Annotated in this window: 20 protein-coding genes; 1 reads left to right on the top strand and 19 read right to left on the bottom strand. The window is 71.7% G+C overall.

What is annotated here, in order from left to right; genetic code table 11:
• Positions 1-59: 59 nt before the first annotated feature.
• The 6 genes from carB to pyrR form a co-directional block, all read right to left on the bottom strand.
• Positions 60-3,368 (bottom strand): carbamoyl-phosphate synthase large subunit, encoded by a 3,309-nt coding sequence (gene carB, locus ACFY3N_RS20875; protein WP_390818181.1) that lies wholly within the window; start codon positions 3,366-3,368, stop codon positions 60-62.
• Complete coding sequence (gene carA / locus ACFY3N_RS20880) at positions 3,361-4,503, bottom strand: glutamine-hydrolyzing carbamoyl-phosphate synthase small subunit (RefSeq protein ID WP_390818182.1); 1,143 nt, start codon at positions 4,501-4,503, stop codon at positions 3,361-3,363. The genes carB and carA overlap by 8 nt, the downstream gene beginning before the upstream one ends.
• Complete coding sequence (locus tag ACFY3N_RS20885; RefSeq protein ID WP_390818183.1) at positions 4,500-5,117, bottom strand: hypothetical protein; 618 nt, start codon at positions 5,115-5,117, stop codon at positions 4,500-4,502. The genes carA and ACFY3N_RS20885 overlap by 4 nt, the downstream gene beginning before the upstream one ends.
• Positions 5,114-6,400, bottom strand: a complete 1,287-nt coding sequence (locus tag ACFY3N_RS20890) for a dihydroorotase (protein ID WP_390818184.1) — start codon at positions 6,398-6,400, stop codon at positions 5,114-5,116. The genes ACFY3N_RS20885 and ACFY3N_RS20890 overlap by 4 nt, the downstream gene beginning before the upstream one ends.
• Before the next feature lie 5 nt (positions 6,401-6,405).
• Positions 6,406-7,437: an aspartate carbamoyltransferase catalytic subunit gene (locus ACFY3N_RS20895; protein ID WP_390818185.1), complete on the bottom strand. Its 1,032-nt coding sequence runs from the start codon at positions 7,435-7,437 to the stop codon at positions 6,406-6,408.
• A 103-nt stretch (positions 7,438-7,540) separates the two neighbouring features.
• Positions 7,541-8,107 (bottom strand): bifunctional pyr operon transcriptional regulator/uracil phosphoribosyltransferase PyrR, encoded by a 567-nt coding sequence (gene pyrR, locus ACFY3N_RS20900; protein WP_390818186.1) that lies wholly within the window; start codon positions 8,105-8,107, stop codon positions 7,541-7,543.
• Between the two features lie 264 nt (positions 8,108-8,371).
• Here pyrR and bldD point away from each other — a divergent pair, with 264 nt between their 5' ends.
• The gene (gene bldD, locus ACFY3N_RS20905; RefSeq protein WP_014671524.1) at positions 8,372-8,875 is read left to right on the top strand and encodes a transcriptional regulator BldD; all 504 of its coding nucleotides are present in this window, start codon (positions 8,372-8,374) and stop codon (positions 8,873-8,875) included.
• 320 nt (positions 8,876-9,195) lie between these two features.
• On the opposite strand, the gene nusB is transcribed toward bldD, so the two are convergent.
• The 13 genes from nusB to ACFY3N_RS20970 form a co-directional block, all read right to left on the bottom strand.
• Positions 9,196-9,624 (bottom strand): transcription antitermination factor NusB, encoded by a 429-nt coding sequence (gene nusB, locus ACFY3N_RS20910; RefSeq protein WP_390818187.1) that lies wholly within the window; start codon positions 9,622-9,624, stop codon positions 9,196-9,198.
• A 2-nt stretch (positions 9,625-9,626) separates the two neighbouring features.
• Positions 9,627-10,193, bottom strand: a complete 567-nt coding sequence (gene efp, locus ACFY3N_RS20915) for an elongation factor P (protein WP_217129986.1) — start codon at positions 10,191-10,193, stop codon at positions 9,627-9,629.
• A 64-nt stretch (positions 10,194-10,257) separates the two neighbouring features.
• Positions 10,258-11,364, bottom strand: coding sequence for an aminopeptidase P family protein (locus tag ACFY3N_RS20920; protein ID WP_390818188.1), 1,107 nt, complete (start codon positions 11,362-11,364; stop codon positions 10,258-10,260).
• Between the two features lie 363 nt (positions 11,365-11,727).
• Positions 11,728-12,585, bottom strand: a complete 858-nt coding sequence (locus ACFY3N_RS20925) for a Pro-rich N-terminal domain-containing protein (RefSeq protein ID WP_390818189.1) — start codon at positions 12,583-12,585, stop codon at positions 11,728-11,730.
• 126 nt (positions 12,586-12,711) lie between these two features.
• Entirely contained in the window at positions 12,712-13,803 is a 1,092-nt protein-coding gene (aroB, locus tag ACFY3N_RS20930; RefSeq protein ID WP_390818190.1) for a 3-dehydroquinate synthase, read from the bottom strand.
• Positions 13,800-14,315 carry a shikimate kinase gene (locus tag ACFY3N_RS20935; RefSeq protein ID WP_390818191.1) on the bottom strand — a complete coding sequence of 172 codons (516 nt, stop codon included), beginning with the start codon at positions 14,313-14,315 and terminating at the stop codon, positions 13,800-13,802. Before ACFY3N_RS20935 ends, aroB begins: the two co-directional genes overlap by 4 nt.
• On the bottom strand, positions 14,312-15,496 hold the full coding sequence (gene aroC / locus ACFY3N_RS20940) for a chorismate synthase (RefSeq protein WP_390818192.1): 1,185 nt from the start codon (positions 15,494-15,496) through the stop codon (positions 14,312-14,314). Before aroC ends, ACFY3N_RS20935 begins: the two co-directional genes overlap by 4 nt.
• 183 nt (positions 15,497-15,679) lie before the next feature.
• Positions 15,680-16,006: a hypothetical protein gene (locus ACFY3N_RS20945; RefSeq protein ID WP_390818193.1), complete on the bottom strand. Its 327-nt coding sequence runs from the start codon at positions 16,004-16,006 to the stop codon at positions 15,680-15,682.
• Between the two features lie 51 nt (positions 16,007-16,057).
• Positions 16,058-16,885 (bottom strand): shikimate dehydrogenase, encoded by an 828-nt coding sequence (locus ACFY3N_RS20950; RefSeq protein WP_390818194.1) that lies wholly within the window; start codon positions 16,883-16,885, stop codon positions 16,058-16,060.
• Positions 16,885-18,576, bottom strand: a complete 1,692-nt coding sequence (gene mltG / locus ACFY3N_RS20955; protein ID WP_390818195.1) for an endolytic transglycosylase MltG — start codon at positions 18,574-18,576, stop codon at positions 16,885-16,887. Before mltG ends, ACFY3N_RS20950 begins: the two co-directional genes overlap by 1 nt.
• Before the next feature lie 127 nt (positions 18,577-18,703).
• A complete protein-coding gene (gene ruvX / locus ACFY3N_RS20960; protein ID WP_386020877.1) occupies positions 18,704-19,168 on the bottom strand; it encodes a Holliday junction resolvase RuvX in 465 nt (154 codons plus the stop codon).
• A 35-nt stretch (positions 19,169-19,203) separates the two neighbouring features.
• Positions 19,204-21,873, bottom strand: a complete 2,670-nt coding sequence (gene alaS, locus ACFY3N_RS20965; RefSeq protein WP_390818196.1) for an alanine--tRNA ligase — start codon at positions 21,871-21,873, stop codon at positions 19,204-19,206.
• Entirely contained in the window at positions 21,873-22,253 is a 381-nt protein-coding gene (locus ACFY3N_RS20970; RefSeq protein WP_390818197.1) for a hypothetical protein, read from the bottom strand. Before ACFY3N_RS20970 ends, alaS begins: the two co-directional genes overlap by 1 nt.
• Positions 22,254-22,256: the final 3 nt, after the last annotated feature.

Here is a 22,256-nt window from a genome sequence, read left to right on the forward strand (position 1 = left end):
GTCAGGGCCGGCCCGGCGGATCATGCCGGAGACGCGGGGCCCGATCCGCCGGACAGGCCCTAGTCGCGGGCCGCGGTCAGGTGTTCCGCGTGTTCCTGCAGTGAGCGCACGCCCACGTCGCCGCGGTTGAGCGCGTCGATGCCCTGGACCGCGGCGGCGAGCGCCTGGACCGTCGTCAGGCACGGCACGGACCGGGCCACGGCGGCCGTGCGGATGTCGTAGCCGTCGAGGCGGCCGCCGGTGCCGTACGGGGTGTTGACGATGAGGTCGACCTCGCCGTCGTGGATGAGCTGGACGATGGTCTTCTCGCCGTTCGGTCCCGTGCCCTCGGACTGCTTGCGCACGACGGTGGCGTTGATGCCGTTGCGCCTGAGGACCTCGGCGGTGCCGGAGGTGGCGAGCAGCTCGAAGCCGTGCGCCACCAGCTCCCGCGCGGGGAAGATCATCGAACGCTTGTCGCGGTTGGCGACCGAGATGAACGCGCGTCCCTTGGTCGGCAGCGGGCCGTAGGCGCCGGACTGCGACTTGGCGTACGCCGTGCCGAAGACCGAGTCGATGCCCATGACCTCGCCGGTGGAGCGCATCTCCGGGCCGAGCACGGTGTCGACGCCGCGGCCGTGGATGTCCCGGAAGCGGGACCACGGCATCACGGCCTCCTTGACGGAGATCGGCGCGTCCAGCGGCAGCTCGCCGCCGTCGCCGTTCGCCGGGAGCAGGCCCTCGGCGCGCAGCTCGGCGACGGTGGCGCCCAGCGAGATCCGCGCGGCGGCCTTCGCCAGCGGCACCGCGGTCGCCTTCGAGGTGAAGGGGACGGTGCGCGAGGCGCGCGGGTTGGCCTCCAGGACGTACAGGATGTCCCCGGCCAGCGCGAACTGGATGTTGATCAGACCGCGCACGCCGACACCGCGCGCGATGGCCTCCGTGGAGGCGCGCAGCCGCTTGATGTCGAAGCCGCCCAGGGTGATCGGGGGCAGGGCGCACGCCGAGTCGCCGGAGTGGATGCCGGCCTCCTCGATGTGCTCCATGACGCCGCCGAGGTAGAGCTCCTCGCCGTCGTACAGGGCGTCCACGTCGATCTCTATGGCGTCGTCGAGGAAGCGGTCGACGAGCACCGGCCGGGAGGGGCTGATCTCGGTCGACTCGGCGATGTAGGACTCCAGCCGGGTCTCGTCGTAGACGATCTCCATGCCGCGTCCGCCGAGCACGTAGGACGGGCGGACGAGGACCGGGTAGCCGATCTCGTCGGCGATGGCCTTGGCCTCGGCGAAGGTGGTGGCGGTGCCGTGCTTGGGGGCCGGCAGTCCGGCCTCCTTGAGGACCCGGCCGAAGGCGCCGCGGTCCTCGGCGGCGTGGATGGCCTCCGGGGAGGTGCCGACGATCGGCACGCCGTTGTCCTTCAGCGCCTGCGACAGGCCGAGCGGGGTCTGCCCGCCGAGCTGGACGACGACGCCCGCGACCGGTCCGGCCTGCTGCTCGGCGTGGACGATCTCCAGGACGTCCTCCAGGGTGAGCGGCTCGAAGTACAGCCGGTCGGAGGTGTCGTAGTCGGTGGAGACGGTCTCCGGGTTGCAGTTGACCATCACGGTCTCGTAGCCGGCGTCGCTCAGCGCGAAGGAGGCGTGGACGCAGGAGTAGTCGAACTCGATGCCCTGGCCGATGCGGTTCGGGCCGGAGCCCAGGATGATGACGGCCGGCTTGGTCCGGGGCGCGACCTCGGTCTCCTCGTCGTAGGAGGAGTAGAAGTACGGCGTCTTCGCGGCGAACTCGGCGGCGCAGGTGTCGACCGTCTTGTAGACCGGGCGGATGCCCAGCGCGTGCCGGACCTCGCGGACGACGTCCTCGCGCAGACCGCGGATCTCGGCGATCTGCTGGTCGGAGAAGCCGTGCCGCTTGGCCTCGGAGAGCAGGTCGACGGTCAGCTCGGGGGCGGCGGCCAGGTCGTCGGCGATCTCCTTGATGAGGAAGAGCTGGTCGACGAACCAGGGGTCGATCTTCGTGGCGTCGAAGACCTCCTCGGGGGTGGCGCCCGCGCGGATGGCCCCCATGACCGCGTTGATCCGGCCGTCGGTCGGGCGCACCGCCTCGCGCAGCAACTCCTCCTTGTCGCCGGGGTCGCCGACGAAGGTGAACTGGCTGCCCTTCTTCTCCAGCGAGCGCAGCGCCTTCTGGAAGGCCTCGGTGAAGTTGCGCCCGATGGCCATGGCCTCGCCGACCGACTTCATGGTGGTCGTCAGCGTCGAGTCCGCCGAGGGGAACTTCTCGAAGGCGAACCGGGGGGCCTTCACGACGACGTAGTCGAGCGTCGGCTCGAAGGAGGCCGGGGTCTCCTGGGTGATGTCGTTCGGGATCTCGTCGAGGGTGTAGCCGACGGCGAGCTTGGCGGCGATCTTGGCGATCGGGAAACCGGTCGCCTTGGAGGCGAGCGCCGAGGAACGCGACACGCGCGGGTTCATCTCGATGACGATGACCCGGCCGTCCTCGGGGTCGACCGCGAACTGGATGTTGCAGCCGCCGGTGTCGACGCCGACCTCGCGGATGATCGCGATGCCGACGTCGCGCAGCACCTGGTACTCGCGGTCGGTCAGCGTCATCGCGGGCGCGACGGTGATCGAGTCGCCGGTGTGCACGCCCATGGGGTCGAAGTTCTCGATGGAGCAGACGACCACGACGTTGTCGTTCTTGTCGCGCATCAGCTCCAGCTCGTACTCCTTCCAGCCGAGGATGGACTCCTCCAGGAGCACCTCGGTGGTCGGCGAGAGGGTGAGGCCCTGCCCGGCGATGCGGCGCAGCTCCTCCTCGTCGTGCGCGAAGCCGGAGCCGGCGCCGCCCATGGTGAAGGACGGGCGGACGACGACCGGGTAGCCGCCGAGCTCCTCGACGCCCTTGAGGACGTCGTCCATGGAGTGGCAGATGTAGGACCGGGCGGACTCGCCGTGGCCGATCTTCCTGCGGACCTCCTCGACGACCTCCTTGAACAGGTCGCGGTCCTCGCCCTTGTGGATCGCCTGCACATTGGCGCCGATCAGCTCGACGCCGTACTTCTCCAGGACGCCGTTCTCGTGCAGCGAGATGGCCGTGTTCAGGGCCGTCTGACCACCCAGGGTGGGCAGCAGCGCGTCGGGCCGCTCCTTGGCGATGATCTTCTCGACGAACTCGGGGGTGATCGGCTCGACGTAGGTGGCGTCGGCGATCTCCGGGTCGGTCATGATCGTCGCCGGGTTGGAGTTGACGAGGACGACGCGCAGGCCCTCGGCCTTGAGGACGCGGCACGCCTGGGTGCCGGAGTAGTCGAACTCGGCGGCCTGGCCGATGACGATCGGGCCGGAGCCGATGACCAGGACGGACTGGATATCGGTGCGCTTAGGCACGCTGGCCCTCCATCAGGGAAACGAAGCGGTCGAACAGGTAGGCGGCGTCGTGCGGGCCCGCTGCCGCTTCGGGGTGGTACTGGACGCTGAAGGCCGGGCGGTCGAGCAGCTGGAGGCCCTCCACCACGTTGTCGTTCAGGCAGACGTGGGACACCTCGGCACGGCCGAACGGGGTGTCGGAGACCTTGTCGAGCGGGGCGTCGACGGCGAAGCCGTGGTTGTGCGCGGTGACCTCGACCTTGCCGGTCGTACGGTCCTGCACCGGCTGGTTGATGCCGCGGTGGCCGTACTTCAGCTTGAAGGTGCCGAAGCCGAGGGCGCGGCCCAGGATCTGGTTGCCGAAGCAGATGCCGAACAGCGGGGTGCCGCGCTCCAGGACGCCCCGCATCACGGAGACGGGGTGGTCGGCGGTGGCGGGGTCGCCGGGGCCGTTGGAGAAGAACACGCCGTCCGGGTTGACGGCGTAGACGTCGTCCACGGTCGCCGTGGCCGGCAGGACGTGCACCTCGATGCCGCGCTCGGCCATGCGCTGCGGAGTCATGCCCTTGATGCCGAGGTCGACGGCGGCGACGGTGTACTTCTTCTCGCCGATCGCGGGGACCACGTACGGCTCGGTGGTGGCGACCTCGGCGGACAGGTCGGCGCCCTTCATCTGCGGCGCCTCCTGGACGCGGGCCAGCAGCGCGGCGTCGTCGCGCACGGCGTCGCCGCTGAAGATGCCGACGCGCATGGCGCCGCGCTCGCGCAGGTGCCGGGTGAGCGCGCGGGTGTCGATGCCGCTGATGCCGACGACGCCCTGCGCGGCGAGCTCCTCGTCCAGCGGGCGCCGGGAGCGCCAGCTGGACGGCGTGCGCGCGGGGTCGCGCACGACGTAGCCGGAGACCCAGATCCGCTTGGACTCGGCGTCCTCGTCGTTGACGCCGGTGTTGCCGACGTGCGGGGCGGTCATCACCACGACCTGGCGGTGGTACGACGGGTCGGTGAGGGTCTCCTGGTATCCGGTCATGCCGGTGGAGAACACCGCTTCGCCGAAGGTCTCCCCCACCGCCCCGTAGGCACGGCCGCGGAAGATCCGGCCGTCCTCCAGGACGAGCACGGCGGGAACCTTGGTGGCTCCCCTGGTGGAGGTTGTCATCGTGCGCCTTCCGTCTTGTTGATCATCTGGTTCAGGGCCTCGACCCATTCGTTGTGTTCGGCCGCGTGGTCGGAGCGGAAGCCCGAGTCGATCTGCCGCTCGCCGTGCGCCCAGGTGACGACGAGCAGGCCGCCCTCGGTGAGCACCTTGCCGGCGATGCCCTTGTCGAGCCGGGCCCCGCGCAGCGCGTCCGCCGGGACGAAGAAGTCGTTCGCCCCGGGGCGTACGACGTCCAGTCCGGCGTCCGTCAGCGTGAGCTCGGCCCGGCTGCGGGTGCCCAGGCCGTGCGCGACGATGCGGTCGAGCCACTGACCGGCGGTGGTGGAGCCGTGGTAGCGGCCGCTCATCGTCAGTCTCGCCGGGCCGGGCTCGTCCGGCATTCCAGGCAGCGGCGGCTTGCCGCCTCCGTCGAGGGTGGTGGCGGGCGACGGGCGGGAAGGCAGCTCGGGCAGGTCGCCCTGGAGCGTGCCGCGCCACTTCCAGCCCTCGCGCATCAGCCAGTAGACGAGCGCCACGAAGAGGGCGAGTCCGACGACCCAGCCGATCCGGGCGGCCCAGTCGGTCACTTCCGCCGATTCCTTCTCGGCGGCCAGCAGGAGTACAGGTGGTGTCACGTGAGCTTCCCGTCGACGAGCGTGGCCTTGCCCCGGAGCCACGTGTGCGTGACACGGCCCGGCAGCTCGCGGCCCTCGTACGGGGTGTTGCGGCTGCGCGAGGCGAAGCCCGCGGGGTCCACAGGGCCACGGTATGCCGAGTCGACGAGGGTGAGGTTGGCGGGCTCACCTGCCGAGACGGGACGGCCGTGGCCCTCGGCCCGTCCGATGCGCGCGGGCGTGAAGGACATGCGGTCGGCGACGCCGGCCCAGTCCAGCAGACCCGTGTCGACCATGGTCTCCTGCACCACCGACAACGCGGTCTCCAGGCCGACCATGCCCATGGCGGCGGCGGCCCACTCGCAGTCCTTGTCCTCGTGCGGGTGCGGGGCGTGGTCGGTGGCGACGATGTCGATCGTGCCGTCGGCGAGCGCCTCGCGCAGGGCCAGGACGTCCCGCTCGGTGCGCAGCGGCGGGTTGACCTTGTAGACCGGGTTGTACGACCGGACCAGCTCGTCGGTGAGGAGCAGGTGGTGCGGGGTGACCTCGGCGGTGACGCGGATGCCGCGGGACTTGGCCCAGCGGACGATCTCGACGCTGCCCGCCGTCGACAGGTGGCAGATGTGGACGCGGGAGCCGACGTGCTCGGCGAGCAGCACGTCCCGCGCGATGATCGACTCCTCCGCGACGGCCGGCCAGCCGCCGAGCCCCAGCTCGGCGGAGACGACGCCCTCGTTCATCTGGGCGCCCTCGGTCAGCCGCGGCTCCTGCGCGTGCTGGGCGACGACCCCGTCGAAGGCCTTCACGTACTCCAGCGCGCGGCGCATGATCACGGCGTCGTGGACGCACTTGCCGTCGTCGGAGAAGACGGTGACGCCGGCCGCGGACTCGTGCATGGCGCCCAGTTCGGCGAGCTTGGCGCCCTCCAGGCCGACGGTGACGGCGCCGACGGGCTGCACGTCGCAGTAGCCGGACTCCTGGCCGAGCCGCCAGACCTGCTCGACGACGCCGGCGGTGTCGGCGACCGGGAAGGTGTTGGCCATGGCGAAGACGTTGGTGTAGCCGCCGCTCGCCGCCGCGCGGGTGCCGGTCAGCACGGTCTCGGAGTCCTCGCGGCCGGGCTCGCGCAGGTGGGTGTGCAGGTCGACCAGGCCGGGCAGCAGGACCTTGCCGGCGGCCTCGACGACCTCGGCGCCCTCGGCGGACAGCCCGGTGCCGACCTGGGTGATCGTTTCGCCGTCGATCAGGACGTCCTGCGGCTCGCCGCCGAGCACCTTCGCACCGCGGATAAGGATCTTGCTCATGGTTCTTACTTCTCCTCGGTGGTACGGAGTTCAGAGGTGGGCGCGGAGCGCCTCGTTGCAAGGGCGGTGGTGGGCGAGGGGTGGGTGACGGCGGGTTCGTTGCCGCCCAGCAGCAGGTAGAGGACGGCCATCCGGATGGAGACCCCGTTGGCGACCTGTTCGATCACGGTGCAGCGGTCGGAGTCCGCGACCTCGGCGGTGATCTCCATGCCGCGGACCATCGGGCCGGGGTGCATCACGATGGCGTGCTCGGGCATCCGCGCCATGCGGTCGCCGTCGAGGCCGTAGCGGCGCGAGTACTCCCGCTCGGTGGGGAAGAACGCGGCGTTCATCCGCTCGCGCTGGACGCGCAGCATCATCACCGCGTCGGACTTGGTCAGCGTCGAGTCGAGGTCGTAGGAGACCTCGCAGGGCCAGGTGCCGACGCCGACCGGCAGCAGGGTCGGCGGGGCGACGAGGGTGACCTCGGCGCCGAGCGTGTGCAGCAGGTCGACGTTGGAGCGGGCGACCCGGCTGTGCAGGACGTCGCCGACGATGGTGATGCGCCGGCCGGAGAGGTCCTGGCCGAGTCCGGCGTCCCGGCCGACGAGGCGGCGCCGCATGGTGAAGGCGTCGAGCAGGGCCTGGGTGGGGTGCTGGTGGGTCCCGTCGCCGGCGTTGATGACGGCGGCGTCGATCCAGCCGGAGGTGGCCAGGCGGTACGGAGCTCCGGAGGCACCGTGCCGGATGACCACGGCGTCGACGCCCATGGCCTCCAGGGTCTGGGCGGTGTCCTTCAGGGACTCGCCCTTGGAGACGCTGGAGCCCTTGGCGGTGAAGTTGATGACGTCCGCGGAGAGCCGCTTCTCGGCGGCCTCGAAGGAGATCCGGGTGCGGGTGGAGTCCTCGAAGAAGAGGTTCACGACCGTGCGGCCGCGCAGGGTCGGCAGTTTCTTGATCGGCCGGTCGGCGACCCGGGCCATCTCCTCGGCGGTGTCGAGGATGAGGACGGCGTCGTCGCGGGTGAGGTCGGCGGCCGAGATGAGATGACGCTGCATCTGTCAGGCTCCGTAAGGCAGTTCAATGAGGCGGAATCGGGCAGACGGGTACGCGCGTGGGCGTGCCGGGCCGGCGTGCGCCGTCGGCGTGCGCTCCGCGGTGCTACTGGGCGGTCTGCTTGGCGCCGAGCAGCACGGTGTCGCGACCGTCCTCCTCGGCGAGCAGGACCTTGACCGTCTCCCGCAGCGACGTGGGGAGGTTCTTGCCGACGTAGTCGGCGCGGATGGGCAGTTCGCGGTGGCCGCGGTCGACGAGGACGGCGAGCTGCACCGCGCGGGGGCGCCCGATGTCGTTCAGCGCGTCGAGGGCGGCGCGGATGGTGCGGCCGGAGAAGAGCACGTCGTCGACGAGGACGACCAGCCGGCCGTCGATGCCGTCACCGGGGATCTCGGTGCGGGCCAGCGCACGCGGCGGGTGCATGCGCAGGTCGTCGCGGTACATGGTGATGTCCAGCGAGCCGACCGGGACCTTGCGCTCGGTGATCTGCTCGAGCTTGGCGGCGAGCCGCTGGGCGAGGAAGACGCCTCGCGTCGGGATGCCGAGGAGCACCACGTCGTCGGCGCCCTTGGCGCGTTCGACGATCTCGTGGGCGATGCGGGTCAGCACCCGCGCGATGTCGGGGCCTTCGAGAACGGGCCGCGCATCGGACTGCGTGTCCTGCTTGTCCATGTGAAACGGACCTCCTTCTCCGCCTCACGGGACGGACCTTAAAGGACGTCGGATTGCGTCGCCCAGACTATCAGCCCGGGATCGGCGCGGAGCGACACCCCCGATCACCCCGATGGCGCAACCGATCTTCGCTACCACGGAAGAGTCGGTGTGGACCATTCGGCTTGACGCACGAGAGTAACGCTGCGTAACCTCACAGTGAGTTACCAGCCGCGCGGCATGGAAACCAGCCAGAACCGCGTCGACCCAGTGCCGGGGAGCTATATGTCCAGCGAATACGCCAAACAGCTCGGGGCCAAGCTCCGGGCGATCCGCACCCAGCAGGGCCTTTCCCTCCACGGTGTCGAGGAGAAGTCCCAGGGCCGCTGGAAGGCGGTCGTGGTCGGTTCGTACGAGCGCGGCGACCGTGCCGTGACCGTGCAGCGCCTCGCGGAGCTGGCGGACTTCTACGGTGTCCCGGTGCAGGAGCTGCTGCCGGGCACGACCCCGGGCGGCGCCGCCGAGCCGCCGCCGAAGCTGGTCCTGGACCTGGAGCGGCTGGCCACGGTGCCGGCCGAGAAGGCGGGCCCGCTGCAGCGGTACGCGGCGACGATCCAGTCGCAGCGCGGTGACTACAACGGCAAGGTGCTCTCGATCCGCCAGGACGACCTGCGCACCCTCGCCGTCATCTACGACCAGTCGCCCTCGGTCCTCACCGAGCAGCTGATCAGCTGGGGCGTCCTGGACGCGGACGCCCGCCGCGCGGTGGCCACGCACGAGGAGGCGTAACCGCTCCGCGGGTACGCAGAAACGTGCCGCCGGGGGGGGGGGGGGGGCCCGGGGGGGGGGGCCCCCCCCCCCCCCGGGGGGGGGGGGGGCCCGGCCCCCGCCCCCCCCCCGGCCCCCCCCGGGCGCGGGGGGCGGGGCCCGCCCGGCCGGGGCCCCCCCCCCCCCGGGCCCCCCCCCCCCCCCCCCGGCCCGGGGGGGCCCCCCCCCGGGGGGGCCCCCCCCCCCCCGGCGGTTTTTCGTGAGCCGGCCGCGGTCCCTTGCCGGCCGCGGGCCGTCGCGGGCCGGGCGCGCGGTTCCCCGCACGCCCCCGCCGGACGCTTCTACTCCCGGCGCAAGGACGGCTTGAGCTCCTTGAGCCGACCGAGCAGCCCGTTCACGAACGAGGGGGACTCGTCCGTCGAGAACTCCTTCGCCAGCTGCACCATCTCGTCGAGGACCACGGCGTCCGGGGTCTCGTCGACCCAGATCAGCTCATAGGCGCCCAGCCGCAGAATGCTGCGGTCGACGACCGGCATCCGGTCGAGCGTCCAGCCGACCGAGTACTGGGAGATCAGCTCGTCGATGCGCTTCGCGTGCTCCGCGTAGCCCTCGACGAGCTGCATCGTGTACTCGCTCACCGGCGGCTGCCGGGTGTCGGACCGGGCGTGCCGGATCCAGTCGGCGAGGACCGTCAGGACCTCGGCGCCGCGCTGGTCGCCCTCGAAGATGATCTGGAAGGCGCGTTTGCGGGCCGTGTTGCGGGCAGCCACGGTTAGCTGTTCACCCGGCCGAGGTAGTCGCTGGTGCGGGTGTCGACCTTGATCTTCTCACCGGTGGTGATGAAGAGCGGGACCTGGATCTGGTGGCCGGTCTCCAGGGTGGCGGGCTTGGTGCCGCCGGTGGAGCGGTCGCCCTGGACGCCCGGCTCGGTCTCCTGGATCGTCAGCTCGACGGCGGCCGGGAGCTCGACGAAGAGCACCTCGCCCTCGTGCTGGGCGACGGTGGCGGTGAAGCCCTCGATGAGGAAGTTGGCGGCGTCGCCGACGGCCTTGCGGTCGACCATGAGCTGGTCGTAGGTCTCCATGTCCATGAAGACGAAGTAGTCGCCGTCCATGTAGGAGAACTGCATGTCGCGCTTGTCGACGGTGGCCGTTTCGACCTTGACGCCGGCGTTGAAGGTCTTGTCGACGACCTTGCCGGAGAGCACGTTCTTGAGCTTGGTGCGCACGAAGGCCGGGCCCTTGCCGGGCTTGACGTGCTGGAACTCGACGACGGACCAGAGCTGGCCGCCTTCGAGCTTGAGCACCATGCCGTTCTTGAGGTCGTTCGTGGAAGCCACGGTTGCGGAATCTCCTGGACTGGACTGACGTGGACGACGGCCGGGGCAGGCGCACAGCACGGGGCTAGAGCGCGAGCAGCTCCTTGGTCGTGATGGTGAGTAGCTCGGGTCCGCCGTCCGCCTCGGGGCGTACGACGAGCGTGTCATCGATCCGGACTCCGCCCCGGCCCGGGAGGTGGACCCCCGGTTCGACGGTGACCGGCACGCAAGCGTCCAGTTTACCCATGGCCGCAGGGGTCAATTGAGGGTCCTCGTCGATTTCGAGTCCGACACCGTGACCGGTGAGCTCGGGGAGGGCTTCGCCGTACCCGGCGGAGTCCAGCACGTGGCGTGCCGCGCGGTCCACGTCACGGCAGGCGGCACCGGGGACCAGGGACTCCCGGCCGGCGCGCTGGGCGGAGAAGACGAGGTCGTACAGCTCGATCTGCCAGTCCGCGGGGGCCGTGCCGATGACGAACGTGCGGCCGATCTCGCAGCGGTAGCCGCGGTAGGTGGCGCCCAGGCAGACGGAGAGGAAGTCGCCCTCCTCGACGCGGCGGTCGGTGGGGCGGTGTCCGGGGCGGCCGGCGTTCGGGCCGGTGGCCACGGAGGTGGGGAAGGCGGGGCCGTCGGCGCCGTGGTCGACCAGGCGGCGCTCGAGTTCGAGGGCGAGGTGGCGTTCGGTGCGGCCCACCAGGATGGACTCCAGGAGTTCACCGAGGGCCTGGTCGGTGATCTCCGCGCCGATGCGGAGGCAGGAGATCTCTTCCTCGTCCTTGACGACGCGGAGCTGTTCGACCGCGCAGCCGAGGCCGGCGAGGCGGAGGCGGGGGGCGGCGTCGCGGATCGCGCGGTGGCGGGTGACGGTGAGGTGGTGCTCCTCGACGGCGAGGGAGTCGACGCCCTGGCCGACGGCGAGGTCGGCGGCCAGGGCGGCGGTGTCGCCGCCGGTGCCGGGTACGACGTGCACGCGCAGCGAGTCGTCGGGGCGGCTCTGGGGCGCGCGGTCGTCGGGTGGGCCGGCGCACACCAGCAGGTCCTCGGTCCTGCCCAGCAGCAGCACGGCGCCCTCGGGGGCGGCGCCGGCGAGGTAGCGCACGTTTGCGGGCCGGGACACCAGCGCCGCCGCGCTGCCGCCCGCATTGCAGCATTCCCGTAGCCGCGTCCGGCGGACCGCGTAGACCTCTGACATTCTTCGAGCTTAGGAGCGGTGGCCGGATGTCGCCGGTCGAGCGGGGCCGAGTGGGGACGCCGCGGGGGCGCTGCGGGGCGCGAGCGGTTGCGCCGCGGGGCCGGGGGTGTGGTGGTGCGGCGAGTCCGCCGCAGCCGGGCCCGTCCGGTGCTGTCACAGTGCCGCACGCGCGGACCGGGGGAGCGGCGGCCTCCGCCCCACCACCACACCCCGCTCCCGTGCATCGGCATCTGCGGGAGCGTCCGGGCCGGCTGGGGGCAGTCGCGCCGGGCCGCCCCGGCTGCGGGCAAGTGACACCGCGGCCCGGTCGGCGCCGGCTGCGGGGGCCGCTGCGGCAAGGGGGCGGCTACGGGGGCCCCGCGTTCACCACTGCGGAGGGCTGGCTATCGCGCGGGCCAGGACGTCGTCCAGGATGCGGGCCGTTTCCGGTATGTCCAGCTGGGAGTTGTCGATGATGGGGAGACCCGAGCCGTACCAGCCGGCCATCCGGCCGTGGATACGGGCCACCTCCTCGTCGGTGAGACGGCGGTTGCCGGAACGTTCCGCGTTGCGTTCCAGGACGATGTCCAGGCCGGGGAGGAGGACGACCGGCAGCAGGCCGGGGCCCACGTGCCGCTTCCAGCCGCCGAGGCCGACGACCGGACGGTCGGGGAAGACCGCGTCGTCGAGGATGCACGAGATGCCGTTGGCGAGGAAGTTCCGCGCGGCGAAGCCGCAGGTGCGGCGGGCCAGGCGGTACTGAGCCTCGGAGTTGTCGTTCCAGCCGGACTGCGGGTCGGCGAACCCGGAGCGGACCCACTCGCGTACGTCGTCGAGGCTGATGTGGGCCGTGGGGACCCGGCGGTGGTCCGCCCAGTACTTGGCCACGCTCGTCTTGCCGGCGCCCGCGGGGCCTATCAGCAGCACCGCGATGATCGTCCCGGCCGGGTCGGGTGCGGTGGGGGCCTGCGGCGGGCTGGGCATGGCGACCGGGGCGCCGGGCGGCAGCGGTACGTGGCCGGTGGTGTCCGGCGGCGGTGGCATCGAGGCGTGCCGCGGCCCCGCGAGGGGCGGGGTGGGGCCGGGCGGGGGCGCGGGATGGCCCGGTACCGCAGGAGGCACGGGCGCTGGGGCGGAGCCCGGGTGGTGGCCCGGGTGGTGTGCGGCCGGTGACCAGCCGACGGCCGGTCCGTGCCCCGGCTGGTGGGGCGGCGGCAGCGGAGAACCCACTGCGTGCTGCATCCGGTGCCACTCCGTCTCGTACAGGCGATGGGGCGCTGACAGCGGGGGTGACCCGCGTGCTACCGAACGGTACCGCCCCCTGCCGTCGTTGTGTGAACGGCCGGGGGCGGTGATGAGTGCCCGGGGCTACTCCCCGACCTCGCCGTACGCGGCGAGCAGCACGGCCGGGTCCGGGCCCTCCAACACCGTGGGCTTGGCGAGGCCGTCGAGGACGATGAAGCGCAGCAGGTCGCCACGGGACTTCTTGTCGATCCTCATGTTCTCCAGCAGCTTGGGCCACTGGTCGTAGCGGTAGTGCAGGGGGAGGCCGACCGATTCGAGGACCGTGCGGTGGCGGTCCGCGGTGGCGTCGTCCAAGCGGCCCGCGAGACGGCCCAGTTCGGCGGCGAAGTGCATGCCGACGGAGACCGCCGCGCCGTGGCGCCACTTGTAGCGCTCGTTCTTCTCGATGGCGTGGCCGAGGGTGTGGCCGTAGTTCAGGATCTCGCGGAGACCCGATTCCCTCAGGTCGGACGAGACGACGTCCGCCTTGACCCGGATCGAGCGCTCGATCAGTTCCGCGGTGTGCGGGCCCGACGGGGTGCGGGCGGCCTGCGGGTCGGACTCGATGAGGTCCAGGATCACCGGGTCGGCGATGAAGCCGGCCTTGATGACCTCGGCGAGTCCGGAGACGTAGTCGTTGACCGGGAGGGAGTCCAGGGCCGCCAGGTCGCACAGCACGCCGGCGGGCGGGTGGAAGGCGCCCACCAGGTTCTTGCCCTCGGCCGTGTTGATGCCGGTCTTGCCGCCCACGGCCGCGTCCACCATGGCGAGCACCGTGGTCGGGACGGCGATCCAGCGGACCCCGCGCAGCCAGGTCGCGGCCACGAAGCCGGCCAGGTCCGTGGTGGCGCCGCCGCCCACGCCGACGATGACGTCGGTGCGGGTGAAGCCGGACTGGCCCAGCGCCTTCCAGCAGTAGGCGGCGACCTCGGCGGTCTTGGACTCCTCCGCGTTGGGCACCTGGATGGCGATCGCCTCGTACCCCTGGCCGGCCAGGTCGGCGCGGAGCGCGTCGCCGGTCTCGGCGAGCGCCTCGGGGTGCACGACCGCGACCCGCTTGGCCCGGTCGCCGATCAGTCCGGCCAGCTCTCCGAGGAGCCGGCGGCCCACCAGGACGTCGTAGGGGTCGGTGCCCGCCGTGCCGCCGATGTGGATCCGCGTCACTGCCTCGCTCATGCTTCCTTCAACTCCAGTGCGTTCAGGGCGGCTTCCGTGACCTCTTCGGGGGTGCGGCCGTCCGTGGGCACGACGGCCGTGGCGGCCTCCTCGTACAGGTGACGGCGGGCCTCCATCAGTTCGCGCCACTGCTTGCGCGGGTTGACCGCCAGGAGCGGGCGGGCGGCGTTGAGACCGGTCCGCTTGACCGCTTCCTCGACGTCCATCGACAGGTAGACGACCCGCAGGCCCGTGAGCAGCGCGCGCGTGTCGGGATCGAGGACCGCGCCGCCGCCGAGCGCCAGGACGCCCCCGTGCTCGGTGAGCGCGGTGCGCACCGCGCGCTTCTCGATGGCGCGGAAGGCGGGCTCGCCCTCGTCGACGAAGATGTCGGCGATGGTCCTGCCCTCGGCGGCGACGATGTCGTCGTCGGTGTCCCGGTAGCCCACGCCCAGGCGCTCGGCCAGGAGCCGGCCCACGGTGGACTTGCCCACGCCCATCGGGCCGACCAGCACGATGACCGGCGAGCTCATCGGATGGCCAGGTTCTCGAGGTACGACGTCACGTTGCGGCGGGTCTCGGTGACGCTGTCGCCGCCGAACTTCTCCGCCACCGCGTCCGCGAGCACCAGGGCGACCATGGCCTCGGCGACGATGCCGGCGGCCGGCACGGCGCACACGTCGGAGCGCTGGTGGTGGGCGGCCGCCTCCTCGCCGGTGACGACGTCCACGGTCTTCAGCGCCCGCGGCACGGTGGCGATGGGCTTCATCGCCGCGCGTACGCGCAGCAGCTCACCGGTGGTGAGTCCGCCCTCGGTGCCGCCGGAGCGGCCGGAGGCGCGCTTGATGCCCTCGTCGGTGGCGACGATCTCGTCGTGCGCCTTGGAACCGGGCACGCGGGCCAGGTCGAAGCCGTCGCCGACCTCGACGCCCTTGATCGCCTGGATGCCCATGAGGGCGGCGGCCAGACGGGCGTCCAGTCGGCGGTCCCAGTGGACGTGGGAGCCGAGGCCGACCGGCACCCCGTACGCCAGCACCTCGACCACGCCGCCGAGGGTGTCGCCGTCCTTGTGGGCCTGGTCGATCTCGGCGACCATCGCCTTCGAGGTGTCCGCGTCCAGGCAGCGCACCGGGTCCTCGTCCAGCCGCTGCACGTCGGCGGGGGTCGGGTGGACGCCGTACGGCGCCTTGGCCGCGGCCAGCTCGACGACGTGGCTGACGATCTCGATGCCGGCCGTCTCCTTCAGGTACGACCGTGCCACCGCGCCCAGCGCCACGCGGGCGGCGGTCTCGCGGGCCGAGGCGCGCTCCAGGATCGGCCGGGCCTCGTCGAAGCCGTACTTCTGCATGCCGGCCAGGTCGGCGTGGCCGGGGCGGGGGCGGGTCAGCGGGGCGTTGCGCGCCAGGCCGGCCAGCACCTCCGGGTCGACCGGGTCGGCCGCCATGACCTGCTCCCACTTCGGCCATTCGGTGTTGCCCACCATGACCGCGACCGGGGAGCCGAGGGTCAGGCCGTGCCGGACGCCGCCGAGGAAGGTGACCTCGTCGCGCTCGAACTTCATCCGGGCGCCGCGACCGTAGCCCAGCCGCCGCCTCGCGAGGTGGTCCGCCACCATGTCCGTGGTGATCGGCACACCGGCGGGAAGCCCCTCCAGCGTCGCGACGAGTGCGGGACCGTGCGACTCCCCCGCGGTCAGCCAGCGCAACCTGCTCAACGGTGCTCCTCCATGCTCGCGCCCCGGTACTGCCCTGCGTACACGTGTCCTCGTGTACGACTGTGGCGTGACGGGGTGCGCGGCCCCGGTCCGCCATCTCCGATCCTCCCACGTCCGGACCGGGCGTCCGGCCGCCGGTCCATCAGGCGGACGGGCGGGATCGCGGGCCGGGCGGTGGGGGAATCAGGCGGGATCGTCGCCCTGGCGGGGTCTGGGCGCGTAGGCGCCGAGGAAGTCGGCGCCGCTCTGCGGCCGGGTGGCCCGCGGCGCGTAGGCGCCCGGCTGGTCCGCGCCGGTGCCCCGGCCGTGCCGGGCGGCGGCGTGGACCGGCTGCCCGTCGCGAACGGCGCGGCGGTACGCGATCCTGCGCTTGATCCCGACGGCCCAGGACGCGGCGACGGCGAGCACGATCAGGGCCGGCACCGTGATCTGCGCCCAGTCGGGCAGAAAGCCCAGCACGGACCCGAACATCTGGGACTTCACCGACGCCGACGGCATGCCTGCGGACACGGAACGCCCTCCCCTCCCCCGCTCCGCCCCCTGCGGAACCGAGGGTGGATCCTATCGGGCCGCGAGAGCCCGCTCGCCCGCTTTTCGCATGGCGTCCAGCGGGGCCGGTGAACGCCCCGTCATCTGCTCCACCTGGAGCACCGCCTGGTGCACCAGCAGGTCCAGCCCGCTGACCACGGCGCCCCCGTACGCCGACCAGCGGGCGGCGAGAACGGTCGGCCACGGGTCGTAGAGCACGTCGAAGAGGGTCGTCGGACGCTCCGGAACGGCCCTGGCGAGGGTGTCGGTGACACCGGCCGGGGTGGTGCTGACGACCAGCGGGGCGTGCAGGGCCTGCTCGGCGTCGTCCCAGGGGGCGATGCGCACCGCGACGTCGAGCCGTTCCGCCCACTGCCGCATCTCCGCCGCCCGGGCCTCGCTGCGGACGTAGACCGTGACCTCGCCCGAGCAGATCCGGGCCAGCGCGGCCAGCGCGGAGGAGGCGGTGGCGCCGGCGCCGAGGACGGCGGCCGTCTCCACCTTGTCGATGCCGTGCTCGCGCAGGGCGGCGACCATTCCGGGGATGTCGGTGTTGTCGCCGGTCCGGCGGCCGTCCGGCGTGAGGACGACCGTGTTGACCGCCTCGACGGACATCGCGGTCCCGCTGACCGAGTCGAGCAGCGGGATCACCGCCCGCTTCAGCGGCATGGTCAGGGACAGACCCGCCCACTCGGTCCCGAGCGTGTCGAAGAAGCCGGGCAGGGACTCCTCGTCGACCTCGAAACGGTCGTACGTCCAGCCTTCCAGGCCCAGCTCGGCATAGGCGGTGCGGTGCAGTACCGGGGAGAGCGAGTGGGCGATCGGTGAGCCGAGCACGGCGGCCCTGCGGGCGGCGGACATCAGTTGTCCCTCGATGCGTTGAACTTGTCGACGAGCTTCTGGTGCTCCGCCATGGTCTTGGCGAACTCGGTCTTGTCCATGCCGTCCGTGGCGACGAAGTACATCCAGCCGTCGCTCGTCGGATTCAGCGCGGCCTGCAGGGCCTCCTCGCCCGGGTTGCCGATCGGACCGGGCGGCAGGCCCGTGTTGGTGTACGTGTTGTACGGGTCGGGGTTGCTGTTGATCTCCGACTCGGAGATGTCGATCTCGCTCTGCCCCAGGAGGTAGTTGAAGGTCGAGTCGAACTGGAGTTTCTGGTTCGTCTCGGTGTTGGTGGTCTTGAGCCGGTTGTAGATGACCTCGGACATCTTGCGGAAGTCGTCGTGGGTCTTGCCCTCCGCCTGGACCAGGCTCGCGACCGTCACCAGTTCCCACGGCCCTTCGAGGCCGAGGCTCTCGGCCTTGCCCTCGAAGTCCAGCTCCTCGTACTTCTCGGTGGCCCGGGCCACCATCTGCTTCAGCACGGCCTCGGGCTTCTGGCCCTTGGCGACGGAGTAGCTGGACGGATAGAGGAAGCCCTCCAGCGGATCCTTGACGTCCTCGTGGTTCACGGCCCAGTCGGGCAGGCCCAGCGTCTTCCACTTGGTCTCGGCCACCTCGGCCGTGGTGCCCGTCTTCACCCCGAGGCGCTTGTCGATCGCCTCGTAGATGGCGACGTTGCGCCGGCCTTCCGCGATGATCAGACTGTTGCGGCTCTTCGGGCTGAGCATCAGTTCGACCGCGCTCGCGGCCGACATCTCCTTCTCCAGCGTGTAGACGCCGTCCTGGATGCTCTTGCCCTGCGGGTTGGCGGCCTGGGCCGCGACGAAGGCGTCGACGCTCTTGACCACGCCCATCTTCTTGAGCTCCTGGCCGATGGCGTACCCGAGGGAGCCCTTGGGGATCGTGACGGTCACCTGCTCGCCGTTGCCGGACCCCGCGAAGTCCGGGGCGCTGCCGAAACGATCCTGGTAGAACTGATAACCGAAGTAGCCGACACCGGCGATGCCGCCGCCGAAGACCACGACCACGACGAGACAGGCCAGGCCGTTGCGTCGTTTCTTCTCCTTGCCGCCCCGGCCCCGGCGTTCGCCGCGTCCGCTCCGGTCACCCGGCTCGTCGGCGCCGGCGTCGTCCTCGTCGCCGCCGCCCGCGAAGAAGGCGTGTTCGCCCTGGTCGGGGCCCGGGTCCCAGTCCGTCTGCGGCTCGGGCTCGGCGCGGCGGCGGCCGGGCGGTTCGGGCGGCGGGTAGGCGTCGGGGGTGCTGTAGTGGTCGGGCTGCTCCCCGCCGTAGGCCCCGGTCTGCGGCGCGTACGGGTCCGTCGGGTCGGCGGCGTAGGGGTCCTGGGGGTAGGAGCCCGTGGGCCAGCCGTTCTGGTCGTACTGCGGCTGTTGCTGCTGAGGGGGGTGCTGCTGAGGGGGGTGCTGCTGGTCGTACTGAGGCTGTTGCTGCTGGTCGTACTGCGGGTACTGCTGTCCGCCGTACCCGTGCTGCTCGCCGGTGCCCCAGTCGCCGTACTGCTGCTGCGGCTGCTGCGGATAGTGCTGTGGCTGGCCGCCGTAGGGGGACTGCTGACCCTGCTGGGTCTGCTGTCCGCCCCATCCGCCGTCCCCGTACAACGGGTCGTCCGGATGCCACGGTTCGGAGCCCTGGCCCCGGCCATACTCAGTCATCGATCCCCTAGAGCCGCGAGGCGGCGGGCGCGCGGCCACCTGAAGACCACGGCTCCCGTCCCGCCTCTCTCTGTGCGGCGGCTGTTCGAACACCGTCCGCATCGCGCGGAACGTTACCGTACCGCGATCAGATGACCACTTCGACGCCCTCACCGGGTGGCCTGCCTGACACCCGTTCGGATTCCAGTGCCTGCTGGAGGATGATCACAGCGGCGGCCTGGTCGATGACCGAGCGGCCCTTCTTGGACCTGACGCCGGAGGCGCGCAGTCCCTGGCTCGCCGTGACCGTGGTCATCCGCTCGTCGACCAGGCGCACCGGGACGGGTGCGATGCCGCGGGCCAGCTCCTGCGCGAAGCCCCTGACCTTGGCCGCGGCCGGGCCCTCGCCCCCCTTGAGGGAGCGGGGGAGACCGACGACGACCTCGATCGGCTCGTACTCCTCGACCAGTTGCCGCAACCTGCGGTGTGCGGCGGGGACGTCCCGGCCGGGGACGGTCTCGACCGGCGTGGCGAGGATCCCGTCGGGGTCGCACGAGGCGACCCCGATGCGGGCGTCCCCGACGTCGATCGCGAGGCGGCGGCCGCGGCGCATCACCGGGCCGTCCGCCTGCTCGTTCGCCGGTCCGTTCACTTGGCGGTGTCCGCCACGAGCCGCTCGACGGCGTCGACGGCCTCACCGACGGCGGCCGGGTTCTGGCCGCCGCCCTGGGCGACGTCCGGCTTGCCGCCACCGCCGCCGCCGAGGGTCTTGGCGGCGGTGCGGACCAGGTCACCGGCCTTGAGGCCGCGCTCGCGGGCGGCCTCGTTGGTGGCGATGACCGTCAGCGGCTTGCCGTTGTTCACGGTGAACAGGGCGACCACGGCGGCCCGGCCGCCCTGGATGCGGCCGCGCACGTCCAGGACCAGCTTGCGCAGGTCGTCCGGTGTGGTGCCGTCGGGGACCTGACCGGTGACCAGGGCGATGCCGCGGACGTCCTTGGCGGACTCGGCGAGCCCCGCGGCGGCCTGCAGCACCTTCTCGGCGCGGAACTTCTCGATCTCCTTCTCGGCGTCCTTGAGCTTGCCGAGCATGGCGGAGACCTTCTCCGGGAGCTCCTCCGGACGGCCCTTGATCAGCTCCTGGAGCTGGGCGACGACCGTGTGCTCACGGGCGAGGAAGTTGTAGGCGTCCACGCCGACCAGGGCCTCGATGCGGCGCACTCCGGAGCCGATGGAGGACTCGCCGAGCAGCTTCACCAGACCGAGCTGGGCGGTGTTGTGCACGTGGGTGCCGCCGCACAGCTCCTTGGAGAAGTCGCCGATGGTGACGACGCGCACGCGCTCGCCGTACTTCTCGCCGAACTCGGCGATGGCGCCCTGCTTCTTGGCCTCGTCGATGCCCATGACGTCGGCGCGCACGTCGAGGTCGCGGGCGAGCACCTCGTTGATCTTCTGCTCGACGTCGGTCATCACGGCCGTCGGTACGGCGGACGGGGAGCCGAAGTCGAAGCGGAAGCGGCCGGGCTGGTTCTCGGAGCCGGCCTGGGCGGCCGTCGGGCCGAGGGCGTCGCGCAGCGCCTGGTGGGTGAGGTGGGTGGCCGAGTGGGCGCGGGCGATGGCCGTACGGCGGCGGCCGTCGATGGCGGCGTGGGCCCTGGCGCCGACGGTGACCTCGCCGACCTGGACGACGCCCTTGTGGACGTACACGCCCGGGACCGGCTTCTGGCAGTCGCGGATCTCGATGACGGCGCCGGTGTCGACCCTGATGCGGCCGGTGTCGCCGATCTGGCCGCCGCCCTCGGCGTAGAACGGGGTGCGGTCGAGGACGATCTCGACCTCGTCGCCCTCGGTGGCGGCCGGCGAGGAGAGGCCGTCGACGAGGATGCCGACGACCGTCGACTCGCCCTCGGTGTCGGTGTAGCCGATGAAGTCGGTGGCCCCGGCCCGGTCGGCGATCTCGCGGTAGGCGCCGAGGTCGGCGTGGCCGGTCTTCTTGGCCTGGGCGTCGGCCTTGGCGCGCTCCCGCTGCTCCTTCATCAGGCGGCGGAAGCCCTCCTCGTCCACGGAGAGCCCCTGTTCGGCGGCCATCTCCAGGGTGAGGTCGATCGGGAAGCCCCAGGTGTCGTGGAGCAGGAAGGCCTTGTCGCCGGCGAGGACGGTGCCGCCGGCGGCCTTGGTGTCGCTGACGGCGGTGTCGAGGATGTTGGTGCCGGCCTTCAGCGTCTTGAGGAAGGCGTTCTCCTCGGCGAGGGCGACCTTCTCGATGCGCTCGCGGTCGGTGACCAGCTCCGGGTACTGCTGCCCCATCATGCCGATGACGACGTCGACGAGGTCCTTGACGACCGGGCCGGTGGCGCCGAGCAGGCGCATGTTGCGGATGGCGCGGCGCATGATGCGGCGCAGCACGTAGCCGCGGCCCTCGTTGCCGGGGCTGACGCCGTCGCCGATGAGCATCACGGAGGTGCGCATGTGGTCGGTGACCACGCGGAGCGAGACGTCGGAGGCGTGGGCGTCGCCGTAGGCCACGCCGGTCAGCTCGGTGGCCTTGTCGATGACGGCCATGGAGGTGTCGATCTCGTACATGTTCTGCACGCCCTGCAGAATCATGGCGAGCCGCTCGAGACCGAGGCCGGTGTCGATGTTCTTGCTCGGCAGGTCCCCGAGGATCGGGTAGTCCTTGCCCGGACCCTCGCCCCGCTCGTACTGCATGAAGACGAGGTTCCAGATCTCCACGTACCGCTCGTCGTTGACGGCGGGGCCGCCCTCGGCGCCGAACTCGGGGCCGCGGTCGTAGTTGATCTCGGAGCAGGGGCCGCAGGGGCCGGGGACGCCCATGTCCCAGAAGTTGTCCTTCTTGCCCAGGCGCTGGATGCGCTCGGCGGGCACGCCGACGACGTCGCGCCAGATCTGCTCGGCCTCGTCGTCGTCCTGGTAGACGGTGATCCACAGGCGCTCGGGGTCGAGGCCGTAACCGCCCTTGTCCCGGTCGCCGGTGAGCAGCTCCCAGGCGAGCTTGATGGCGCCTTCCTTGAAGTAGTCGCCGAAGGAGAAGTTGCCGCACATCTGGAAGAACGTGCCGTGGCGGGTGGTCTTGCCGACCTCTTCGATGTCGGGCGTGCGCACGCACTTCTGCACGCTGGTGGCGCGGTCGAAGGGCGGCTTCACCTCACCGAGGAAGTAGGGCTTGAAGGGCACCATGCCGGCCGGGACGAGCAGCAGAGTCGGGTCGTCCGCGATGAGCGACGCCGAAGGGACGACGGTGTGCCCGCGCTCCTCGAAGAAGCTCAGCCAGCGGCGGCGGATCTCGGCCGACTCCATCAGTGGTCCTCATTCCGGTTGTACGGGTACGTCGGGTACGTCTGGTGCGTCGGCTTCCGCGCCGGGCCCTCGACGTACTCGGTGCTGTTGCGGTTCTCGATGACGGCGTAGCCCCGGGGCGCGGGGAGTTCGCGGTCGACGGGGGCGTTGAGCCCCAGCGCGTCGCCCAGTTCGGCCTCGCGCCGGGCCATGTTGTCGCGGACCTCGAGCGCGAAGTCGACCGCGCGGTCCCTGAGCCGGCCGCCGGCCTCGATCGCCTTGTTCGCCGCGGTGACGGCGAGGTGCTCGGGCGTCAGCTGCTTGATCTTGCGGTTGACCTTGGTGGTGGCCCACACTCCGGCGGCGACGCCGGTGGTGAACCAGAACGTTCGGCGGAACATCGC

The organism is Streptomyces sp. NPDC000348, from assembly GCF_042898795.1.
Taxonomy (GTDB): Bacteria; Actinomycetota; Actinomycetes; order Streptomycetales; family Streptomycetaceae; genus Streptomyces.

Bases quoted from the DNA above. Each gene is read 5' to 3' on its own strand.
- carA (WP_390818182.1), bottom strand. From the start codon at position 4,503: ATGACAACCTCCACCAGGGGAGCCACCAAGGTTCCCGCCGTGCTCGTC.
- ACFY3N_RS20970 (WP_390818197.1), bottom strand. From the start codon at position 22,253: ATGTTCCGCCGAACGTTCTGGTTCACCACCGGCGTCGCCGCCGGAGTG.
- ACFY3N_RS20895 (WP_390818185.1), bottom strand. From the start codon at position 7,437: ATGCAGCGTCATCTCATCTCGGCCGCCGACCTCACCCGCGACGACGCC.
- ruvX (WP_386020877.1), bottom strand. From the start codon at position 19,168: ATGCGCCGCGGCCGCCGCCTCGCGATCGACGTCGGGGACGCCCGCATC.
- ACFY3N_RS20935 (WP_390818191.1), bottom strand. From the start codon at position 14,315: ATGAGCTCGCCGGTCATCGTGCTGGTCGGCCCGATGGGCGTGGGCAAG.
- ACFY3N_RS20920 (WP_390818188.1), bottom strand. From the start codon at position 11,364: ATGTCAGAGGTCTACGCGGTCCGCCGGACGCGGCTACGGGAATGCTGC.
- ACFY3N_RS20950 (WP_390818194.1), bottom strand. From the start codon at position 16,885: ATGTCCGCCGCCCGCAGGGCCGCCGTGCTCGGCTCACCGATCGCCCAC.
- pyrR (WP_390818186.1), bottom strand. From the start codon at position 8,107: ATGGACAAGCAGGACACGCAGTCCGATGCGCGGCCCGTTCTCGAAGGC.
- ACFY3N_RS20925 (WP_390818189.1), bottom strand. From the start codon at position 12,585: ATGCAGCACGCAGTGGGTTCTCCGCTGCCGCCGCCCCACCAGCCGGGG.
- alaS (WP_390818196.1), bottom strand. From the start codon at position 21,873: ATGGAGTCGGCCGAGATCCGCCGCCGCTGGCTGAGCTTCTTCGAGGAG.
- ACFY3N_RS20890 (WP_390818184.1), bottom strand. From the start codon at position 6,400: ATGAGCAAGATCCTTATCCGCGGTGCGAAGGTGCTCGGCGGCGAGCCG.
- aroB (WP_390818190.1), bottom strand. From the start codon at position 13,803: ATGAGCGAGGCAGTGACGCGGATCCACATCGGCGGCACGGCGGGCACC.
- bldD (WP_014671524.1), top strand. From the start codon at position 8,372: ATGTCCAGCGAATACGCCAAACAGCTCGGGGCCAAGCTCCGGGCGATC.
- mltG (WP_390818195.1), bottom strand. From the start codon at position 18,576: ATGACTGAGTATGGCCGGGGCCAGGGCTCCGAACCGTGGCATCCGGAC.